17 protein-coding genes, 1 tRNA gene, 1 pseudogene and 1 riboswitch are annotated in these 20,190 nt (G+C 70.6%); of the genes and pseudogenes, 14 read left to right on the top strand and 5 right to left on the bottom strand.

The annotated features are described in order from the left end of the window. Nucleotides 1-7: 7 nt before the first annotated feature. From A3IG_RS0118530 to A3IG_RS35285, 12 genes are all read left to right on the top strand, one after another. Nucleotides 8-700 carry a response regulator gene (locus A3IG_RS0118530; protein ID WP_018385085.1) on the top strand — a complete coding sequence of 231 codons (693 nt, stop codon included), beginning with the start codon at nucleotides 8-10 and terminating at the stop codon, nucleotides 698-700. An 87-nt stretch (nucleotides 701-787) separates the two neighbouring features. Continuing rightward, entirely contained in the window at nucleotides 788-1,585 is a 798-nt protein-coding gene (locus A3IG_RS0118525) for an HNH endonuclease family protein (protein WP_051087552.1), read from the top strand. Between the two features lie 507 nt (nucleotides 1,586-2,092). Continuing rightward, a complete protein-coding gene (locus tag A3IG_RS0118520; RefSeq protein ID WP_026220399.1) occupies nucleotides 2,093-3,775 on the top strand; it encodes a hypothetical protein in 1,683 nt (560 codons plus the stop codon). A gap of 281 nt (nucleotides 3,776-4,056) precedes the next feature. Continuing rightward, nucleotides 4,057-4,683 (top strand): SurA N-terminal domain-containing protein, encoded by a 627-nt coding sequence (locus A3IG_RS0118510; protein WP_236719165.1) that lies wholly within the window; start codon nucleotides 4,057-4,059, stop codon nucleotides 4,681-4,683. Nucleotides 4,684-4,728: 45 nt separating this feature from the next. Then, nucleotides 4,729-5,730, top strand: coding sequence for a MazG family protein (locus tag A3IG_RS0118505; RefSeq protein ID WP_018385080.1), 1,002 nt, complete (start codon nucleotides 4,729-4,731; stop codon nucleotides 5,728-5,730). A 24-nt stretch (nucleotides 5,731-5,754) separates the two neighbouring features. Further along, nucleotides 5,755-6,093, top strand: coding sequence for a DUF6479 family protein (locus A3IG_RS31995; RefSeq protein WP_018385079.1), 339 nt, complete (start codon nucleotides 5,755-5,757; stop codon nucleotides 6,091-6,093). Between the two features lie 66 nt (nucleotides 6,094-6,159). Further along, a complete protein-coding gene (locus A3IG_RS0118495; protein ID WP_018385078.1) occupies nucleotides 6,160-6,846 on the top strand; it encodes an endonuclease V in 687 nt (228 codons plus the stop codon). A gap of 55 nt (nucleotides 6,847-6,901) precedes the next feature. Then, nucleotides 6,902-8,176, top strand: coding sequence for a cytochrome P450 family protein (locus A3IG_RS0118490; RefSeq protein WP_018385077.1), 1,275 nt, complete (start codon nucleotides 6,902-6,904; stop codon nucleotides 8,174-8,176). Nucleotides 8,177-8,304: 128 nt separating this feature from the next. After that, nucleotides 8,305-8,471: riboswitch (cyclic di-AMP (ydaO/yuaA leader) on the top strand. Nucleotides 8,472-8,474: 3 nt separating this feature from the next. Further along, a complete protein-coding gene (locus A3IG_RS35730; protein ID WP_018385076.1) occupies nucleotides 8,475-9,443 on the top strand; it encodes a transglycosylase family protein in 969 nt (322 codons plus the stop codon). 72 nt (nucleotides 9,444-9,515) lie between these two features. Further along, nucleotides 9,516-10,799, top strand: a complete 1,284-nt coding sequence (gene eno, locus A3IG_RS0118480; protein ID WP_026220396.1) for a phosphopyruvate hydratase — start codon at nucleotides 9,516-9,518, stop codon at nucleotides 10,797-10,799. Nucleotides 10,800-10,932: 133 nt separating this feature from the next. Continuing rightward, nucleotides 10,933-11,448, top strand: a complete 516-nt coding sequence (locus A3IG_RS0118475; RefSeq protein WP_018385074.1) for an FtsB family cell division protein — start codon at nucleotides 10,933-10,935, stop codon at nucleotides 11,446-11,448. A 105-nt stretch (nucleotides 11,449-11,553) separates the two neighbouring features. Beyond that, on the top strand, nucleotides 11,554-13,419 hold the full coding sequence (locus tag A3IG_RS35285; protein ID WP_018385073.1) for a DUF501 domain-containing protein: 1,866 nt from the start codon (nucleotides 11,554-11,556) through the stop codon (nucleotides 13,417-13,419). 39 nt (nucleotides 13,420-13,458) lie between these two features. Here the strand turns inward: A3IG_RS35285 and A3IG_RS0118465 are convergent, their stop codons facing one another. The 3 genes and pseudogenes from A3IG_RS0118465 to A3IG_RS32725 all read right to left on the bottom strand — a co-directional run. Further along, nucleotides 13,459-13,728, bottom strand: a complete 270-nt coding sequence (locus A3IG_RS0118465) for a type II toxin-antitoxin system RelE family toxin (RefSeq protein WP_018385072.1) — start codon at nucleotides 13,726-13,728, stop codon at nucleotides 13,459-13,461. Then, complete coding sequence (locus tag A3IG_RS0118460; protein ID WP_018385071.1) at nucleotides 13,725-13,997, bottom strand: type II toxin-antitoxin system Phd/YefM family antitoxin; 273 nt, start codon at nucleotides 13,995-13,997, stop codon at nucleotides 13,725-13,727. Before A3IG_RS0118460 ends, A3IG_RS0118465 begins: the two co-directional genes overlap by 4 nt. A 146-nt stretch (nucleotides 13,998-14,143) precedes the next feature. Then, nucleotides 14,144-14,320: pseudogene (locus A3IG_RS32725) on the bottom strand (type II toxin-antitoxin system RelE family toxin); the annotation flags it as partial. Between the two features lie 410 nt (nucleotides 14,321-14,730). On the opposite strand from A3IG_RS32725, the gene A3IG_RS0118455 reads away from it, so the two are divergent. Beyond that, nucleotides 14,731-16,143: an NAD(P)/FAD-dependent oxidoreductase gene (locus tag A3IG_RS0118455; RefSeq protein WP_018385070.1), complete on the top strand. Its 1,413-nt coding sequence runs from the start codon at nucleotides 14,731-14,733 to the stop codon at nucleotides 16,141-16,143. 148 nt (nucleotides 16,144-16,291) lie between these two features. On the opposite strand, the gene A3IG_RS0118450 is transcribed toward A3IG_RS0118455, so the two are convergent. Further along, complete coding sequence (locus A3IG_RS0118450; protein ID WP_018385069.1) at nucleotides 16,292-18,820, bottom strand: ABC transporter permease; 2,529 nt, start codon at nucleotides 18,818-18,820, stop codon at nucleotides 16,292-16,294. A gap of 43 nt (nucleotides 18,821-18,863) precedes the next feature. Next, the gene (locus A3IG_RS0118445; RefSeq protein ID WP_018385068.1) at nucleotides 18,864-19,652 is read right to left on the bottom strand and encodes an ABC transporter ATP-binding protein; all 789 of its coding nucleotides are present in this window, start codon (nucleotides 19,650-19,652) and stop codon (nucleotides 18,864-18,866) included. Between the two features lie 438 nt (nucleotides 19,653-20,090). Between A3IG_RS0118445 and A3IG_RS0118440 the strand changes: the two genes are divergently transcribed. Further along, nucleotides 20,091-20,172: transfer RNA gene (locus tag A3IG_RS0118440), tRNA-Leu, on the top strand. The last annotated feature ends 18 nt before the right edge of the window (nucleotides 20,173-20,190 follow it).

Genomic DNA, 20,190 nt, shown 5'->3' with positions numbered 1-20,190 from the left:
TGCGGATGTGACCAGGGTCCTCGTGGTGGACGACCAGATCCTGGTCCGGGCCGGCCTTGCGGCGCTGCTGCGCGCCGCCCCCGGAATCGAGGTGGTCGGCGAGGCCGCGGACGGAGCGGAGGCGGTGGCCGTCGCCGCCGAGACCCGACCGGACGTGATCCTGATGGACATCCGGATGCCCGGGATGAGCGGGGTGACCGCGACCGAACGCATCCTCGCCGAAGCCGCCGGGCACGACGGCGTCCCCCCGCCCCGCGTCCTGGTCCTGACCACGTTCGACCTCGACGAGTACGTGTACGCCGCCCTGCGCGCCGGGGCCAGTGGCTTCCTGCTGAAGGACACCGGGCCCGAGCGGCTGCTCGCCGCGATCGGTGCCATCGCCGCGGGCGACACCCTCTTCGCGCCCAGCGTCACCCGCCGCCTGGTGGCGGCCTACACCCAGCGGGCCGTCCCGGTCTCCCGGTCCGTCACCGAACTCGGGGCGCTGACCGCCCGGGAGCTGGAGGTGCTCCGGCTGATCGCCACCGGGATGTCCAACGCGGAGATCGCCACCGAGCTGGTGATCAGCGAGGCGACCGTGAAGACCCACGTCAACCGCATGATGGCCAAGTTGGGGCTCACCAGCAGGGCGCAGGCGGTGGTGGTTGCCTACGAGTCCCGCCTGGTGGTCCCGCACTCCGGGGCCGCCACCGGGGACTGAACCGCGGCCCGCCACGGCCCGGTCAGAGACGGTCCCGTTTCACCAGAAAGTGCGGTGCGCCGCAAGGATGCGCCATTCTGACGGGTCATGGCCACATACATGCCCTTCCCCCGCTCGGTGACGGCGGTGCTGGCAGCCGCCGGGATGCTCCTCGCCGGATGCGGTCCCCTCCAGGACGGCGCCCCCGACGGGCACCGGGGCGGCACCTCGGCCGGCCCCCCGGACGGACGCGGGCCCGCCGCGCCGGACGGCCGGGGGGGCAGCCCGCTCCAGAACCCGGACGGCACGAAGCCCGGGCTCGGGCCCGTGAGCACGGACGCGGACAGGGCCGAGGCCCGCGCGCTCATAGCGGACCTGTCCACGAGGGGACGGGGCCCGAAGACGGGCTACGACCGGGACGCGTTCGGCTACGCCTGGATGGACACGGCCGACGGGGTGCCGCTGGCACGCAATGGTTGTGACACGCGGAACGACCTGCTGAAGCTCCATGGCCGGAACGTCCGGTTCCGAGCTGGTTCCGACTGCGTGGTCGTTTCGATGGACCTGTACGACCCGTACACCGGCAAGGACATCGCCTGGAAGAAGGCGAAGGCGGCCGAGGTGCAGATCGACCACGTGGTCCCGCTCTCCTATAGCTGGCAGATGGGCGCCGCCCGATGGACGGAGAGCAAGCGCAAGCAACTGGCGAACGACGTGCTCAATCTGCTTCCTGTCGAAGGGCGCGCCAATTCGGCGAAGCGGGACTCGGGGCCCGCGTCCTGGCTGCCGCCGAACAAGAAGATCCGCTGCTCGTACGCGGTGCGGTTCGCACAGGTCGCCGACAAGTACGAGCTTCCGGTGACGACGGCGGACAAGGCGATGATGCTGAAGCAGTGCGAAGGCTGATCGAGCCGCAGCGACCTGGGAAAACGCCATCGGCTTCGGGCTGTGGGACACGTACGCTCCCAACCGTGGCTGACCACATACAGAAGATCGTGACGAGGTTGCCAGGCTCGAAGAGTGTCACCGACGTGTGGAAGGCGGCTGACCGCAGGCTCGCCGACCTCGGTGTCGCTCTCGCTGGGGCTCACGGCTCTGACGCCGGGCTACGGGGCCGGGACGGCCCGCATCGCGCGGCGGAGACCGGCCACGATGCGGCGAACCCGCTGGGGGCCAGGCTGATCGGGCGAGCGAGCCTGCAGGTGCCAGAAGCCGCTCCGTATACTCCTCGGGGCATGTTCACGCCACCGACCGGGCCAGCCGTCCGCGCCGCCCGATCGGCCACGGGCGTACAGGGGAAAGGTTCGTCGTCGGAAAACTTGGGGGTTCTCATGAATTGCTTATCGCACCTGCGTCGGCAGAGTGAGAACGATGGTCCCGAACGAGAATTCCGAGCGAGCCCGAAGGTTGAGCATGAGCGACTCCCTCCCCCCGCTGTCACCTAACTACGCCACGCTGAAGAATCGTTCCTTCACGGAAAGCGTGGAAATGCACGGAAAGTGGCCGGTGGAATTCCAGTTCCGCCCGGCCCGAGGGGACCACCGGCATCTGCTCGTGGTGTTCTCGTCGGTGGGCAGCAAGTACGGGTTCGGGAACATGCTGGAAATGGTCCAGTGCAACATCCTGCGGATTCGTGACCACTTCGACGGGGCGGCCTCGTACTATGTGGCCAGGAACATGGACTTCAGTGTCTCGGACTCGATCCAGTCCCTCATAAGAAGCTACATGGACCGGCTTCGGGTCACCCGGAACGAAGTCACCCTGCTGGGCGCCTCGAAAGGCGCGAGCGCGGCTCTCTACTACGGCGTGAAGTACGACTACAAGAACATCATCGCCTCGACGCCGCAGTACTGGTTGGGAAGCTACTCCAAGGGGCACGGTCAGCTCGGGGACGCGGTCCTCGGAGAGGGGCAGCCGGACGAGAACGTGGCCGTCATGGACGCCGTCATGAAGGACGTCCTGGCGAAGGAGGTGGACTTCGACCGGAACATATACGTCATCTCCTCGCCCGGCGACTACCAGTACGAACAGGAAGTGAAGTACTACCTCCCCGCTCTCCGGGAGTACCGGAATTTCAACTTCCTCTTCGTGGACTCGCCCACCGTGCGGCGGCACGAAGAGGTGGTCAGGCAGGGTCTCCCGTCGATCTGGAGCATCATCCACTCCCTGACCGAAGGCGCCGCACCGCGCTGGGGCGACGTCCGGATCGGCCCCGCCGCCCCCGAGGACCCCGACGAGGCGGCGGAGTACCTGGAGAAGCTCCGGAACAGCAACACCGCGCTGGCCGTCCTCACCAGGATCCTCGGTGTCGGAGGGAAGGTGCAGATGAACGGTCACGCCTTCATTCCCGGAGTCTCCCCCGAGGGCGTGGCCGAAGAGACCAAGCGGCTCGTCCTCGAGCGGGACGGCAGGACCTGGGTCTACCCGCTGGAGACCACCAAGGAGATGAGGCTCTACCGGGAGTACTTCGACGAGTACTTCTGCGAGTACGAGATGGGCGGCTTCGCCACCCAGGAGGACCTGTCCTTCGAATCGCTCCCCCGGGGGACCTACGACGTCTCCGTCTGCATCACCAGCGAGAACGAGGGCATCGAGCGCAGGACCCGCCTGATCTCCCCCAAGGTCGTGGACAGGCGGCAGGCATGTGGTGACTCGGAGCTCCTCGTCAGGGGATCCAGGGGCGGGGTCAAGGTCATCAAGAGGGACATCGTCGGCAACGACTCCCCCGGCGTGGTCTTCACCGTCGAGAACAAATGGGAGCGTGACCAGAGGCTCCACGCGGAAGGGGTGTTCTTCCTGCCGGGAAGGAGCGCCGGCGGGGAAACCCACTCCATGTACTACCTCGCCCTGCAAGGCAGGTCCCAGTGCTACTCGTTCCCGTTGGAGGCGAGGAAGAACCCCAACGTGGTGCGCCCGTGCATTCCCGCCGGGGACATCGGCAACTACGACTGCGGGTACTTCAGCACGCCGGGGGACAAGGGCGTGGACACCACCGACGTTCCGGCCGGCAGGTACACCGTGTGGGTCTCCATGAGCACGGGTGGGGCGCTGTTCAGCAAGAAGGTCGGCAAGTTCAGTCTGAGGAAACCGCGTTGACCCGGCGGCGCGAGGGGGCGCCCCCCGTCGAGGGCCGGACGGCGGCGGCGTAGGCTGCGCCCTGTGATGGGAGACTCAGGGACGTCGCCGCGGTGCCGGCGGACGACGCCGGGCGGGGCATCGTGGGACGAATCCCCCCTCACGCTGGATCTGGGGCCCATCCTGTCCATATTCTCGATCTCGCGCATACTCTCGAGCGAGAGCCGGCAGCACCCCGCATCGGTCCTGTCCCGCCAGGAGGTCTAGTGATCCGCCGCCCCGCGTCCGCATCCCGCTTGGCCGTGCGTCGCACGGCGGTCCTGGCTGCGGGCGTCCTATTCGCCGGGATTCCGCTGCTCACCGCGTGCGGCACCCCCCACCAGGGCGCGGCAGCCGTGGTCGAGGAGGACCAGATCAGCGTCTCCTCGCTCCAGTCCCAGGTGAACGACGTGCGGGCGGCACAGGCCAAGCTGCCGAACGGGGACCAGCTCCGCGAGCAGTCCGGCAACCTGTCCAGCTCGACGCTGTTCAACCTGGTGCTCGCCCGGGTCACCGACCGGGCGCTGGAGGACGCGGGCCTCACCATCAGCCGCCGCGAACTCCAGGACTACCTCAAGGACAACGAGCAGTACATCGGCGGGCGCAAGGTGCTGGAGACGGTGATGCTGCAACAGCGCGGCGTCGCACCGGACCAGATCGATGCGTACCTCCGTACCGATCTCGCGCTGAACAAGCTCGCCGAGCACATCGGTGCACGCCGGGACAGCCCGGAGGGGCAACTCCGGCTCGGGGAGTTGCTGACCAAGACCGCCAAGTCCATGGACATCAGCGTCAACCCCCGGTACGGCAAGTGGAACTCCACCGACCTCACCATCGACCCGACCGCCGAGCCCTGGCTGCCCAAGCCCACCGGGCCGGGCGCCGTCTGAGCCCACCCCGCGGGACGGGAGGTTCACCCGAGGTAGTTTCGACGGGTGAACGCGCACGCTGATGACCCAGGCCGCCTCGTCCTGCTCAGTACCAGCCACCGGGTCGCCCCCGGCCTGCTGTCCTGGCCCGCCTGGCGGGCCCTGCACGCCGCGGACCTGGTGCTGTGCCCGGACCCGGAGCACCCCCAGTTGCCCTACCTGCGGGACGCCGGGGTTCCGGTGGAGACCGGCGCGGTGCCGGTGGCCCGGGAACTGCTGGCCCGGTGCGCCGGTCGGACCGTGGTGGTGGTCACCGGTGCCGACCCCGGCTCCGCGGCGCTCGCCGAGGAGCTCGCCGCCCTGGCCGGGTCCGGGCAGGTCACCCCGCCCGAGCTGGAGCTGCTGCCGGCCTCCTACGACCTGCCGGGAGCCCGCCTGCTCGACCTGGTCACCGTCATGGACCGGCTCCGGGGGCCGGGAGGCTGCCCGTGGGACGCCGAGCAGACCCACACCTCATTGGTGAAGTACCTGATCGAAGAGGCGTACGAACTCGTCGAGACCATCGAGGAGGGGGACCGGAAGGCGTTGCGCGAGGAACTCGGCGACGTCCTGCTCCAGGTGGTGTTCCACGCCCGGATCGCCGAGGAGGACGAGAAGGACCCGTTCTCCATCGACGACGTGGCCGGCGGCATCGTGGACAAGCTCGTCTACCGGCACCCGCATGTCTTCGGCACCGGTGAGGCGGACACCGCCGAGCAGGTCCAGGCGAACTGGGAGCAGCTCAAGGCCGCCGAGAAGCGCCGCACGTCGGTGACCGAGGGGGTGCCGCTGGGGCAGCCGGCGCTGGCCCTGGCCGCGAAGCTGATCACCCGGGCGGAGAAGGCCGGGCTCGACGTCTCCGTCACCACCCCCGTCACCCGTCCGGAGCACCCGGACGCACACTCCGTGGGTCAGCTACTGCTCGCCGTCACCGCCCTGGCCTGTGCCCACGGGATCGACGCCGAGGACGCGGCGCGGTCGGCCGCGCGGGAGTACCGGAATCGGATTCTGGACGCCGAACGCGGGTAGCCGCGAGGTATGCGATCACTGAGCATGGAACTGACAGCGTCGCTGGTGAACGCGCTGGCCGGGCTCGGCCCGCTGATCGCCGGCGTCCTGTTCGTGGTCGGGCTCATGGTGGCGCGCGTCCTGTGGCTCCGCCGCAAGCGTGAGGAGCCTCCGGTGCCCGGCCGCCAGCCGCGCGCCGGGGCCTGGCAGACCAGGGACGAACTGGACCACGAGCCCCCGCCTGACCACGGACCGGGGCACCAGGACGGCCCGCCGCCCAAGGAGTACGACTACAGCGAGGCGCCTCCGGAGGAGGTGGACCACGACAAGCGGCGCTACCCCGGTGAGCTGGGCAACGACTACCGCACCAGCCCACCCAAGTAGGCCCCGCCGGGTACCCCGGTAGGGTCCTCCCCGGCGGGGCCGGCGCCCCGCGGGGGGGATGGGACCGTGGAGATCGAGGTGCCGCACGCCTGGCCTGACGACGAGGCCGAGGCACTGCGGATCCAGGACGCCCTGCGCCCGCTGGTGGACACCGTGGGCCCGGGCCCACGCGCCCCCCGCACCGTCGCCGGCGTCGATGTCGCCTACGGCGCGGACCGCCCCGACGGCAGCACCCCGGTGGCCGCCGCGGTCGTGGTCCTGGACACCGTGACCCTGCGGCCGGTCGCCACCGCGACGGCCGTGGGATCGACCACGTTCCCCTACCGCCCAGGACTGTTCGCCTTCCGCGAGCTCCCCACCGTCATCACGGCGCTGCGCTCCCTGCACCACACCCCCGACCTGCTGCTCTGCGACGGACAGGGCCTGGCCCACCCCCGCAGGTTCGGGCTCGCCTGCCACCTCGGTGTCCTCACCGGGCTGCCGACCGCCGGAGTGGCGAAGAACGCTTTCGTCGGCACCTTCTCCGGACTCGGCACCGAGCGCGGCGAGTGGGCCCCGCTGCTGGACGGCACCGAGGTCGTGGGCCGCGCCCTGCGCACCCGCTCCGGGGTGAAACCGGTCTTCGTCTCCGTGGGACACGCCATCGACCTCGCCACCGCCTCCCGTCACGTCCTGGCCCTCGCCCCCGGCTACCGCCTGCCGGAGACCACCCGCCTCGCCGACCGCCTCTGCCGTCAGGTGCTGCGCGGCTGAGCCCCGGGTACGGGGGAGGCGGCTGGGGCGTCGGGCCAGTGGTTAGGGTCGTGGGGTGCCGGAGAAGAACCCCCACCCGCTGTTCACCCAGGAGTTCGCCGCGGACCCCTACCCGGCGTACGGCTGGCTGCGCGAGCACGCCCCGGTGCACCGCACCACCCTGCCGAGCGGGGTGGACGCCTGGCTGGTCACCCGGTACGCCGACGCCCGGCAGGCGCTCGCCGACCCCAGGCTGTCCAAGGACCCCGCCCGGCACAGCGCCCGGGCCCACAGCAGGGGCAGGATCGGCATCCCGGGGGAACGCACCGCGGACCTGGTGTCGCACCTGCTCAACATCGACCCACCGGACCACACCCGGCTGCGCCGCCTGGTGTCCGCGGCGTTCACCCCGCGTCGGGTCGCCGAGTTCGCCCCGCGGGTGCGGGAGCTGACCGACCGGCTCATCGACGGCTTCGCGTCCCGGGGGAGCGCCGACCTGATCGCCGAGTTCGCGTTCCCCCTGCCCATCTACGCCATCTGCGACATGCTCGGGGTCCCCCGCACGGACCAGGACGACTTCCGGGACTGGGCCGGGATGATGCTGCACACCCCGGGAGCCGGGGGCACCGGGTCCAGGGGCGGGGTGGCCCGCTCGGTGAAGCGGATGCGCGCCTACCTGGCCGAGCTGATCCACCGCAAGCGCGCGGACCCCGGCGACGACCTGATCTCCGGTCTGATCCAGGCCAGCGACCACGGCGAGCACCTGTCCGAGAAGGAGGCCGCGGCCATGGCCTTCATCCTGCTGTTCGCCGGCTTCGAGACCACGGTGAACCTGGTGGGCAACGGCACGCTCGCCCTGCTGCGCGACGACGCGGAACGGACGAGGCTCCAGCGTTCCCTGGACCGCGGGGAAACGGAGCTGCTGGCCACCGCGGTGGAGGAGCTGCTGCGTTACGACGGCCCGGTCGAGCTCGCCACCTGGCGCTTCGCCACGGAACCGCTGCGCCTGGGCGGGACGGAGGTGGCGCCGGGCGACGCGGTGCTCGTGGTGCTCGCCGCCGCCGACCGCGACCCCGAGCGATTCGACCGCCCCGACGTGCTGGACCTGGGCCGCACCAGTAACCCGCACCTGGGGTTCGGGCACGGCATCCACTACTGCATCGGGGCCCCGCTGGCCCGGCTCGAGGGGCGGACGGCGCTGGCCGCCCTGCTGGGCCGGCTGCCTGACCTCGCGCTCGCGGTGCCCCCGGAGGAACTGCGCTGGCGCGGTGGGCTGATCATGCGAGGGCTGCGGGCGCTCCCGGTGACGTTCACCCCGGAATCGTCCGGGATCGCCCCACACCCAGGGTAGTTGTCCGGTAATCGGCACGTGATAATCGCTACACCAGCTTGTGATCTGATCGTTTGTCGCCCTACGGTCGGGGACGGCCCGCCGCTCGCGGGCCCCGTCGCCGGACCGCCGAATCCCGCCGCCGGTTGACGGGACGTTTGCCACGACCTGACCGAAGGCGGGAGCGGGGGAACCACGTTAGGCGCCGAGCCACCACCGGCTCGGCTCGGGGTGAAGCCGCCTCAGCGACGAGCGGCCGGGCCACCTCACGGCCCGAACCCGACAGCTCACCTCGTAGGCGTCGGAGAGGGACACGTTCATGCTGCGGTCCGGCAACGGACGCCACCGTCGCCCACGCCAGACGCCCAGGATCGTCGTCGCCGCCGGGGTCACCGGCGCCAGCGTCGCCATCCCGTTCATCGGTGCCACCAGCGCCTCGGCCACCTCGAACGCCGCCTGGGACAAGATCGCCACCTGTGAGAGCGGCGGGAGCTGGAGCGCCAACAGCGGCAACGGCTACTTCGGCGGCCTCCAGATCACCCAGAACAACTGGGACGCCTACGGCGGGAAGAAGTACGCGCCCCGACCCGACCTGGCCAGTCGCATGGAGCAGATCAGCGTGGCCGAGCGGCTCCTCGCCGCCCAGGGCCCCCTGGTGTGGGCGTCCTGCGCGGTCGACGCCGGCATCGGGCAGGACGACACCCCCGCCCCGTCGGACACCGACACCGCGGCCACCGAGGACCCCGTCGCTCCGTCGCCGGACGGCCAGGGCACCGACGAGCCCTCCGCCGAGGTGTCACCCACCGCGACCACCACTCCGTCCCCGGACGCCTCCCCCACCGGGGAGCCCACCGCCGACACCACCCGGGACACCGAGCGGTCGCAGACCCCGCCGTCCGCCACCACCTCCCCCACGGCGGACCCGTCCGCCACCGACCGGGTCGAGCGCCCCACCGGCGACCAGTCGCTGACCACCCCCGGCACCACCGGCGGGGCCCCGCGGCACGCCGCTCCCCGGAGCCCCGAGGGGGAACCCGCCGCGGAACGCCCCTCCCGCGGCGGAGGCAAGCACCGCGCCCCCGACCGCGTCCAGGACCAGGACCAGGACCGGGGCCAGCGCCCCGCCGACTACACGGTGGCCCCGGGCGACAGCCTCTCCGCCATCGCCGCCGACCACGACTCCCCGGGCGGCTGGCGCGACCTGTACGACGCGAACCGGGACACCATCGGGGACGACCCCGACCTGATCATCCCGGGGCAGCGGCTGCTGCTGCCCGGAGGCGAGTGAGCGCGGGACCGATGAGCAGGTGAGGTTAGGCTCAGGCTGCAAGGCTCCACACACAGCCATAAGGAGATGCTCGTGCCCTCCATCGACGTCGTCGTAGCCCGGGAGATCCTCGACTCACGAGGCAACCCCACCGTCGAGGTCGAGGTAGGCCTCGACGACGGGAGCACCGGGCGGGCCGCGGTCCCCTCGGGGGCGTCCACCGGTGCGTTCGAGGCGCTGGAACTCCGGGACGGCGACAAGTCCCGTTACGGCGGCAAGGGCGTCGAGAAGGCGGTCCTCGCCGTGATCGAGCAGATCGGTCCCGAGCTCGTCGGCTACGACGCCACCGAGCAGCGGCTGATCGACCAGGCGATGTTCGACCTGGACGCCACCCCGGACAAGTCCAGCCTCGGGGCCAACGCCATCCTCGGCGTGTCCCTGGCCGTGGCGCACGCCGCGTCCGAGGCGTCGGACCTCCCGCTCTTCCGTTACCTCGGTGGCCCCAACGCGCACCTGCTGCCGGTCCCGATGATGAACATCCTCAACGGCGGTTCCCACGCCGACTCCAACGTGGACATCCAGGAGTTCATGATCGCTCCCATCGGCGCGGAGTCCTTCTCCGAGGCCGTGCGCTGGGGTGCCGAGGTCTACCACACCCTGAAGGCGGTGCTGAAGGAGCGCGGTCTGTCCACCGGCCTCGGCGACGAGGGCGGATTCGCCCCGAACCTGGACAGCAACCGCGAGGCCCTGGACCTGATCATCGAGGCGATCCAGCGGGCCGGTTACACCCCGGGGCAGGACATCGCGCTCGCCCTGGACGTCGCCGCCAGCGAGTTCCACGACGACGGCACCTACACCTTCGAGGGCTCCTCCCGCACCGCACAGGAGATGACGGACTACTACGCCGACCTGGTCGAGTCCTACCCGTTGGTGTCCATCGAGGACCCGCTGAACGAGGAGGACTGGGACGGCTGGAAGGCGCTCACCGAACGGCTGGGCGACAGGGTCCAGATCGTCGGTGACGACCTGTTCGTCACCAACCCGGAGCGGCTGGCCAAGGGCATCGCCTCCGGTACCGCCAACGCCCTGCTGGTCAAGGTGAACCAGATCGGATCGCTCACCGAGACCCTGGACGCCGTCGAGCTGGCCCAGCGCAGCGGCTACACCTGCATGATGTCGCACCGCTCCGGTGAGACCGAGGACGTGACCATCGCCGACCTCGCGGTCGCCACCAACTGCGGGCAGATCAAGACCGGTGCCCCCGCCAGGTCGGAGCGGGTGGCCAAGTACAACCAGCTCCTGCGGATCGAGGAGATCCTCGACGACGCGGCGGTGTACGCCGGACGTTCGGCGTTCCCGCGTTTTAAGCTCGGCTGAACACGTGTCCACCCGTCCGGCGCGACCGCGCCGGACCGGAGGCACGTCGTTCCCGGGCGATGGACGGACGAGTTCGTCCGCCGCGACACCCCCCGGCGGGGGCGTCGCGGCGGACGGGCGGCAGGAGGGCAACGTGGGTGCGGACCGGGACCGTGACCGGGCCGACCGCTTTCCGGCGACCAGCGCCCGGCTGCGGGCGTTGGGCAGGCAGGCACAGGCGCGTGTGTACCGGGCGTCAGGTCGGCACCCGGGTCCGCCCCGGCGCAGTCGGTTCACGGGGCGTGCCGCGGTGCTCGCGTTCGTGGTGTGCACCCTGGTGGTGGCCCTGGCCTACCCGACCCGCCAGTACGTCGCCCAGCGCGCGGAGATCGCCGAGCAGCGGAAGCAGACGGAACAGGCGCGGGAACGGGTGGCGGAGCTGCGCCGCACCAAGGCCCGCTGGCAGGACCCGGCGTATGTGAAGGCCCAGGCCAGGGAGCGGCTGCACTACGTGCAACCCGGTGAGACCGGGTTCACCGTGGTCGCCCCGGAGCAGCAGGGCGACGCCGAACGCTCCGCGAGCCGGACCGACGCCGGCCGCACCTGGTACGACAAGCTCTGGCGGGACGTGGACCGGGCGGACTCCCCCCGGGCGGCTGCGGCAAGATAGTGGTCCGGACGACCAGCAGTCGGCCCGACGAGCAGCCGGCCAGGCCCGCGTGCGCCGCGGGCAGCCGACTGGACGAGCAGAGATGATGGACGCGAGAACGCCCTGATGGATTCCTCCTCCGTGCCCCCGTCCCGGGGCACCGCTCCCGGCCCCGCTGACCCGGCGGACCAAGCCCGAGGCGTCACCGACGTCCCCCGCGTGGCCGAGACCGACCGCGCCGCCGTGGCCGCCCAGCTGGGACGGACCCCCCGCGGGCTGCGAGCCGTCGCCCACCGTTGCCCGTGCGGGCTGCCCGACGTGGTGGAGACGGCCCCCCGCCTTGAGGACGGGACGCCGTTCCCCACCCTCTACTACCTCACCTGCCCGCGGGCGGCCTCGGCCATCGGCACCCTGGAGGCCGACGGGGTGATGCGGGAGATGACCGAGCGCCTGGCCACGGACGAGGACCTGGCCGCCGCCTACCGCCGGGCCCACGAGGACTACCTCACCCGCCGGGACGCCATCGAGGTCCTGGCCGGCTTCCCCAGCGCCGGTGGCATGCCGGACCGGGTCAAGTGCCTCCACGTCCTGGTCGGTCACGCCCTCGCCGCGGGCCCCGGGGTCAACCCGCTGGGCGACGAGACCCTGGCCATGCTCCCCGAATGGTGGCGCAAGGGCCCCTGCGTCACCCCGCCCCAGCCCGCCGACCAGCAGCACGGTGCCGCCCCAGCGCCGGGGGACGCCGCCCCGCGTCCCAACCCGCCGGAGGCGAGCGAACCCCGGCGCGACGTGAGCGAGCCAAAGGCCGCTGCCCCGGCCGAAGAGACGAAGCCCGCGACCGAGGAACGAGGGAGCGCGCTGAGGAACGCCGGCGGGGGCCCCGCAAAGCGGCCGGCGGCGAGCGAACCCATAAAACAAAACGTGAGCGAGCCAAAGGCCGCGCCCCTGCCAAGAGACGATGCCAGCGACCGAGGAACGAGGGAGCCGGCTGAGGAATGCCGGCAGGGGCACCGAAGGCGGCCGGAGGCGAGCGAACACAAAAGGCGAATCGCCGCCATCGACTGCGGGACCAACTCGATCCGTCTGCTGGTCGCCGACGTCGATCCGGTCACCGGTGGGCTGAGGGACCTCGACCGCCGGATGACCATCGTCCGGCTCGGCCAGGGGGTGGACCGTACCGGGCGGTTGGCACCGGACGCCCTCGCGCGGACGTTCGACGCCTGCCGGGAGTACGCGGGGGTGATCCGGGAGCTGGGTGCGGAGCGGGTGAGGTTCATCGCGACCAGTGCGTCCCGGGACGCGGAGAACCGTCAGGAGTTCGTGGACGGCGTGCGGGAGATCCTCGGGGTCGAGCCGGAGGTGATCACGGGGGCGCTCGAGGCGGAGCTGTCGTTCACCGGGGCGACCCGGGAGCTGGCCGGGCGGGCCGACCTGGCCAAGCCGTTCCTGGTGGTGGACATCGGCGGCGGGTCCACCGAGTTCGTGGTGGGCGAGGACCGGGCACGGGCGGCCCGCTCGGTGGACGTGGGCTGTGTGCGGCTGACCGAGCGGCACCTGGTCCGGGACGGGCGGGCCCTCGATCCGGCCCCGCCGGAGCGGGTGGCGGCGATAAGGGCGGACGTCGAGGCCGCGCTCGACCTGGCGGCTCGGTCCGTACCGCTGGGGGAGGCGCGCACCCTGGTGGGCCTGGCCGGCTCGGTGACCACGGTGGCCGCTGTGGCGTTGGGGCTTCCGGAGTACGATCCGACGGTGATCCACCACGCCCGGATCTCCCTGGAGCAGGTCCGCGAGGTGACCGAGCGGATGCTGTCGATGACCCACGACCAGCGCGCGGCGATCCCGGTGATGCACCCGGGCCGGACGGACGTGATCGGTGCCGGCGCCCTGGTGTTGCTGACCATCATGGAACGTGTCGGCGCCGCCGAGGTGGTGGCCAGCGAGCACGACATCCTGGACGGCATCGCCTATTACACGGCCGAGTCGCCGTCGTAGGCCACCTCGACGGGATCGCCCGGTCTTCGGTCCGACCGCCTACAGGTTGCGGTAGACGTCCCGCCGGTCGCCCACCTTGACGACGAGGATGACGAGTTCACCATCGTTGATCTGGTAGGCGACCCGGTAGCTTCCGACCCGGAGCCGGTAGAGCCCCGACGGGCCGGTGAGCTTCTTGACGTCGGCGTCCTCGCGGTACGGGTCGTCGCCGAGCGCGGTCAGTGCGGTCAGGACGCGCATGGCGTCGGGCCGGCTGATGGCCCGGAGTTGCCGCTGCGCTGCCGTGGTGAACCGGAAGGCGTACTTCACGCCGCTTCGCCGTCGTGCTCGGTGAACAGATCCGCCAGCAGTTCCGCCATCGTCACGGTGGGACCGCCCTCGGCCAGGACCGCTTCGGCTTCGCGCGCCAACATCACGTCGGCCGCCTCCTCCAGCGCCTCGAAGTCCGCGATCGGAACCACGGCCGCCACCGGAGCGCCGTTGCGCGTAATGACGGTCGGAACGCCTTCCTCGGCCCGGTTGATGTGGTCGGCGAGGTGCGCGCGGGCTTCCCGTACGGTCACGGTGTTCTCAGTCATGCGGACAGTGTACGCATCAGCGTGTACACGGCGCATCCGTGAGGGAAGTGCGCTCGTGCGCGATCCTCGACGGCATCGCCTATTACACGGCCGAGTCGCCGTCGTAGGCCACGCCGACGGGACCGCCCGGTCTTCGGCCCGACCGCCTACAGGTTGCGGTTCACGTCCCGCCGGTCGCCCACCTTGACGACGAGGATGACCAGTTCACCATCGTTGATCTGGTACGCGACCCGGTGGTTTCCGACCCGGAGCCGGTAGAGCCCGGACGGGCCAGTGAGCTTCTTGACGTCGGCGTCCTGGCGGTACGGGTCGTCGCCGAGCGTTACATATGAGGGTTTGAGTGTGAGGGACGAGCGACGCCACGGGCGCCCCGTGGTCCCCGCCCTTGGGCTGCCGGCGGGGTCGAACTCCCCGTCCGCGGGCGGAGTTGGGGCCGTCGGGGGAACTTCGTGAATTTCTTCACATGAAGAACCCCGGAAATATCCCCGAGAGGGCTACATGAGGGGCGCCTGGGGCTTGTGGGCCGCCGTTCCAGGGGTCTCCGCGTCCCCCAGGGGGCGGAGCGACGCCGACGGAAGCTCTCGTTCCATGAAGAACGCCGCTGCTCAGCGAGGGTTCACAGGGAAACGTCCGAGGGGTGGACAGCGGGGGCGGGGAGTGTAGCACGATGGGTGGGGGAGCTTGTGACTGGCCTCACGAGGTTGTGCCCCCTTCGTCCGGGATACTTCTTGTTATGAGCACCACGGAGCGTCCCCGGATCCTCGTAGTCGGAGGCGGGTACGTCGGCTTGTACGCGGCGCGGCGCATCATGAAGAAGTTGCGCTACGACGAGGCGACCCTCACGGTCGTCGACCCCCGGTCGTACATGACGTACCAGCCCTTCCTCCCCGAAACTGCCGCCGGCAGCATCTCCCCGCGCCACGTCGTGGTCCCACTGCGGCGGATGCTCCCCAAGGCGGAGGTCCTGACCGGTCACGTCACCTCCATCGACCAGGAGCGCCGGGTCGCCACCGTGGCCCCGCTGGTGGGCGACCCGTACGAGCTGCGGTTCGACTACCTGGTCATAGCCCTGGGTGCGGTCTCCCGCACCTTCCCCATCCCGGGCCTCGCCGAGAACGGCATCGGGATGAAGGGCGTCGAGGAGGCCATCTCCCTGCGCAACCACATCCTCGAGCAGCTCGACAAGGCGGACTCCACCACCGATGAGGAGGTCCGGCGCAAGGCGCTGACGTTCGTTTTCGTCGGCGGCGGCTTCGCCGGGGCGGAGACCATCGGCGAGGTCGAGGACATGGCCCGCTACGCCACGAAGTACTACCGCAACGTCAAGCGCGAGGACATGCGCTTCATCCTGGTCGACGCGGCGAACCGGGTGCTGCCCGAGGTCGGCCCCAAGCTCGGTGCCTGGGGGCTGAAGCACCTCAAGGAGCGTGGGATCGAGGTGTACCTCGAGACCAGCCTGGTGTCCTGCGTGGACAAGCACGTGGTGCTCAAGAACGGCCTCGAGGTGGACGCCTCCACCATCGTGTGGACGGCCGGGGTCAAACCCAACCCGGCGCTGGCCAACTTCGGGCTGCCGCTCGGACCCCGTGGCCATGTGGACACCGCGCCCAACCTCCAGGTCCGCGGCACCGACTACGTCTGGGCCGCGGGAGACAACGCCCAGGTGCCGGACCTGGCCGTGGGAGAGGGCGCCTGGTGCCCGCCGAACGCCCAGCACGCGCTGCGGCAGAGCAAGGTCCTGGCGGACAACGTGATCGCGGCGATGCGCGGTTTCCCGCAGGTCGAGTACAAGCACAAGAACAAGGGCGCGGTCGCCGGCCTCGGCCTGCACAAGGGCGTGGCCCTGCTCTTCGGGAAGATCAGGCTGAAGGGCCGACTCGCCTGGTACTGCCACCGCGGGTACCACGGGCTGGCGATGCCCACCTTCAACCGCAAGATCAGGGTCTTCGCCGAGTGGCTGCTCGCCGCCTTCCTCAAGCGCGACGTGGTGTCCCTGGGCGCCATGGAGCACCCCCGCGAGGAGTTCTCCCTGGCAGCGGCCCCGCCGCAGCCGCTGGTGCAGCAGCCGCAGCAGCAGCCGTCGCACGGGTCCGCGGAGCGGATCGCCGAGCTCGGCAGGGTCAGTCAACGGGAGCGAGTGGGATGATCCCGCGTGGCCCCGGGGGACCGGGGCCACGCCAGGCAACGCCGACGCGCCGACGACGGGCGCCCGCCATCCGTGGGGCGGGCGCCCGTCGCGCGTTGGCCGGGCGGTGCGACGGGTTCCTCGCGGTGAGGAACCCGTCGCCGTTCCGTCAGTCGCTCTTGATGGCGGCCAGCACGTTCAGTCGGGACGCCCGCCGGGCCGGCCACAGCGCGGCCAGCACCCCGATGGTGGCGGCGAGCACGGTGAAGATCCCCAGCGTGGTCCACGGCATGACCATTCCGTAGCTGGCCATCTTGTCGGTGATCAGCTCGCCGGCGCCCCAGGCGAGGAACACCCCGAGGCCGATGCCGAGCGCCGCGCCGAACAGCGAGATGGCCACCGACTCCAGCCGGACCATCTGCCGCACCCGGCGCCGGTCGAGTCCGACGGCGCGCAGCATCCCGATCTCCCGGGACCGTTCGAAGACGGACATGGCCAGGGTGTTGACCACGCCCAGCACCGCGATGACCACCGCCATCCCGAGCAGGCCGTACATGATGCTCAGCGTCATGCTGATCATCTTGTTGATGTCGTCGGTGACCTCGGCGTCGGTCTGCACCTTGACGGCCGGGTTGTCGCCCAGCGCCTTCTCGATCAGGTCCCTGGACTCCTGGCTGACACCGGCCTCGGTGTTGACCATGATCCGGGGGTCCCGGATGTCCCGCAGGTGCGGGTCGAGCGTGGCCGTGGGCAGCATGATCCCGTCCATCATCTCGCTGCCCCGGTAGATGCCGCGGACCGTCAGCCGTTCGGTGGCCTGGTCACTGCGGTAGGTCAGGGGGACGGTGTCGCCGACCTGCCAGCCCCGGTCCTCGGCGGTGTCGTCGTCCACGATCAGCCCGCCGTCGTCGATCCGGTCGAGGGAACCGCTGGTGAACTCCAGGTTGAGCAGGCTGGAGACCGTCCGGGGGTTGACCCCGGTGATGGTCTCGTGGTGTCCCTGCACCTCGGTGTCGGCCAGGCGCATCGGGCTGACCTCGGTCACCCCCGGGGTGTCGGCCAGCATCTCGGCCACGTCCCCGGACAACGGTGCGAAGTTGGCCATGCTGATGGTGTAGTCGGCCTTGATCGAGTCGGCGGCCATCTTGTCGATGCTGTCCTGCAGCGAGGACGCGACCACGGTCAACGTGGTGATCAGTGTCAGGCCGATCATCAACGCCGCGGCGGTGGCGGCCGTGCGGCGCGGGTTGCGGACCGTGTTCTGCCGGGCCAGCTTCCCGGAGACCCCGAACAGCCGCAGGACGGGTTCCGCGAGCGCCATCGCCGGACGGGACAGCAGCGGGGTGAGCACGATGAAGCCGGTCAGCGTCACCACGGCACCGACACCCACCCACGGGGCACTGGCGTCGGCCGCGCCGAGCAGGACCAGTGCCACGCCCAGCGTGGTGAGGGCGGCACCGATGGCGTTGCGCACCAGCAGGCCGCGGGTCGTCGGAGCCTGGTCCACGCTGCTCATCGCCGCCACCGGCGGGATCTTCGAGGCCCTGCGGGCGGGCAGCCAGGCGGCGAGCATGGTGACGAGAACGCCGACCAGCACCGCGGCCAGCACCGTGCGGGGCGCCACCACCAAGGGGCCCTCGGGCACGTTGCTGCCCATCAGCGAGCGCATGCCCATCGCGATCAGTATTCCGAGCCCGAACCCGGCGCTCGCGGCGACCGATCCCACCACGAACGACTCGGCGAGCACCGAACGGGTGACCTGGCGACGGGTGGCGCCGACGGCCCGCAGCAGCGCGAGTTCCCGGGTGCGCTGGGCGACCAGCATCGAGAAGGTGTTGGCGATGACGAAGATCCCGACGAACAGGGCGACCGCGGCGAAGGCCAGCAGCACGGTGCTGAGCGTCTTGGTCGCCTCGGCGATGTTGTCGGCCTGCTCGTCGGCGAGGTAGGTACCGGTCTGCGCCTCGGTGCCCTTCGGGAGGAGCTCCTCCACCTGCTGCTTCAGCTTCTCCTCGGAGGTGCCGGGGGCCGCCTTGAGGATGATCTCGTTGTACTTGCCGGGTTCGGCGAAGAGCTTCTGGGCGGTGGGGGTGTCGAACAGGGCGAGGCTGCCACCGGCCGCCACCTGACCGTCATCGGTGGTGAACACGCCGACGAGCTTCTGCTTGAGGACCGGGCCGTCCACCGAGAGCCGGATGGTGTCACCGAGGGCGTACCCGGTGCGGTCCACCGTCTCGGAGTCCAGGGCGATCTCGTTGGGCGCGGCCGGTGCCCGGCCCTCCACGAGCGGGTAACGGCTGTCGCGGGTGCCGGAGTAGTTGCCACCCCGGGTGGTCCAGCCGTCGCCCACCAGGTCGCCGTCCTTCTCGGCGATCGCGGTGAACCCGCTGAGCGAACCGGTGACGGACGCGGCGCCGGGCAGCTCGCCGAGCTGGTCCAGCAGGGACTGGTCGAGGTAGGTGAGTTCCTCCGGTGCCTCGCCCGGGTCGCTGTCGCCTACCGCGGTGGCGTTCTCCGCGCGGACGGCGACCGAGGTGTTGGCGAAGCTCTGGGCGGAGCTGTTGGTGTACGCGTCCCCCACGGTGTCGGTGAACACCAGGGTGCCGGAGACGAAGGACACGCCGAGGAGGACCGCTATCACGGTCATCATCAGCCGGGCTTTGTGCGCGAGGACGTTGCGCAGGGCAGTGCGGAACATGGGCAGTCCAGGGAGAGGTGGGAGCGGTCGGGCCGGCGGGTGGTCAGCTCGTGCGACCCCTGCCGTCGAACCGCTTCATGCGGTTCAGCACGTCCTCGGCGGTCGGGTTGGCCAGTTCGTCCACGATCCGGCCGTCGGCGAGGAAGACCACCCGGTCCGCGTAGGAGGCGGCCACCGGGTCATGGGTGACCATCACGATGGTCTGTCCCAGCTCACGTACCGAGTTCCGCAGGAACCCCAGGATCTCCGCGCCGGAACGCGAGTCCAGGTTCCCGGTGGGCTCGTCAGCGAAGATGATCTCCGGCCGGGAGGCGAGCGCGCGGGCACAGGCCACCCGCTGCTGCTGCCCGCCGGAGAGCTGGCCGGGCCGGTGGGACAGCCGCTCGGACAGGCCGACCGTGTCGATCACCTGGGAGAGCCACGCCTGGTCCGGCTTGCGTCCGGCGATGTCCATGGGCAGCGTGATGTTCTCCGCCGCGGTCAGGGTGGGCAGCAGGTTGAACGCCTGGAAGACGAAGCCGATCTTGTCGCGGCGAAGCTGGGTGAGCTTCTTGTCCTTCAGTGCGGTCAGTTCGACGTCACCGATGCGCGCCGACCCGGACGAGACCGAGTCCAGACCCGCCATGCAGTGCATGAGGGTGGACTTCCCGGAGCCGGACGGGCCCATGATGGCGGTGAACTCCGCCCGCCGGAAGTCCACGGAGACCGCGTCCAGGGCGACCACCCGGGTCTCGCCGGCGCCGTAGACCTTGGACAGCTCCGTGGCGCGGGCAGCCACGGCGTCCCCGCTGCCTTGGGGCGCGGCGTACTCGGTGGTGCTGATGGTGGTCACGGGAACTCCTGACGGGGATGTGTTCGGTGGACGTTCCCATGGTGGGTGGCCGTCCCGGCACTGGAGTCAGACCGTGCTGCTGTTCTCGTCCCACTCTCGGGGCGTACTCGATATCCGCCCGATCCTCCCCAGGTATGACCGAACCCCGAGTGGGCGGGGCGCGGCGCGGGGCTCATGTACCGGTTCGTGACAGTGAGCGTCCGGTGACGGCGAGTTTGCGTCATTCGTGCGCAATCGACGGGGAAGAACGCAGGAGGGGCGTCACCAAGAGCGGCCAGTAAGTGGGCTTATCCGTGCGCCGCCGACTCTGCTGATGTGTCGTCAGATGTCAATGAAATAAGACAACATGGCGCTAGCAGTGTGCTGTCACCTGGTCAGGAACAGCTAGTCTCGTTGTGTCGCCGGAACCACTTCTGAACAGGCCGCATGCACCTTGCTGCCCGGATGGTGGAATGCAGACACGAGGAGCTTAAACCTCCTTGGCCCAGAGGCCGTGCGGGTTCAAGTCCCGCTCCGGGCACTCGGTGTGGTTCCAGCG

This window comes from Wenjunlia vitaminophila DSM 41686 (genome assembly GCF_000380165.1).
Lineage (GTDB): Bacteria > Actinomycetota > Actinomycetes > Streptomycetales > Streptomycetaceae > Wenjunlia > Wenjunlia vitaminophila.
This window is presented reverse-complemented; position numbering and strand designations above follow the sequence as displayed.

Coding starts and splice junctions, on each gene's coding strand:
- A3IG_RS31995 (WP_018385079.1), top strand. CDS start 5,755: ATGGAACTGACAGCGTCGCTGGTGAACGCGCTGGCCGGGCTCGGCCCG.
- A3IG_RS0118520 (WP_026220399.1), top strand. CDS start 2,093: ATGAGCGACTCCCTCCCCCCGCTGTCACCTAACTACGCCACGCTGAAG.
- A3IG_RS35730 (WP_018385076.1), top strand. CDS start 8,475: ATGCTGCGGTCCGGCAACGGACGCCACCGTCGCCCACGCCAGACGCCC.
- A3IG_RS0118450 (WP_018385069.1), bottom strand. CDS start 18,820: ATGTTCCGCACTGCCCTGCGCAACGTCCTCGCGCACAAAGCCCGGCTG.
- A3IG_RS0118525 (WP_051087552.1), top strand. CDS start 788: ATGGCCACATACATGCCCTTCCCCCGCTCGGTGACGGCGGTGCTGGCA.
- A3IG_RS0118455 (WP_018385070.1), top strand. CDS start 14,731: ATGAGCACCACGGAGCGTCCCCGGATCCTCGTAGTCGGAGGCGGGTAC.
- A3IG_RS35285 (WP_018385073.1), top strand. CDS start 11,554: ATGGATTCCTCCTCCGTGCCCCCGTCCCGGGGCACCGCTCCCGGCCCC.
- A3IG_RS0118460 (WP_018385071.1), bottom strand. CDS start 13,997: ATGACTGAGAACACCGTGACCGTACGGGAAGCCCGCGCGCACCTCGCC.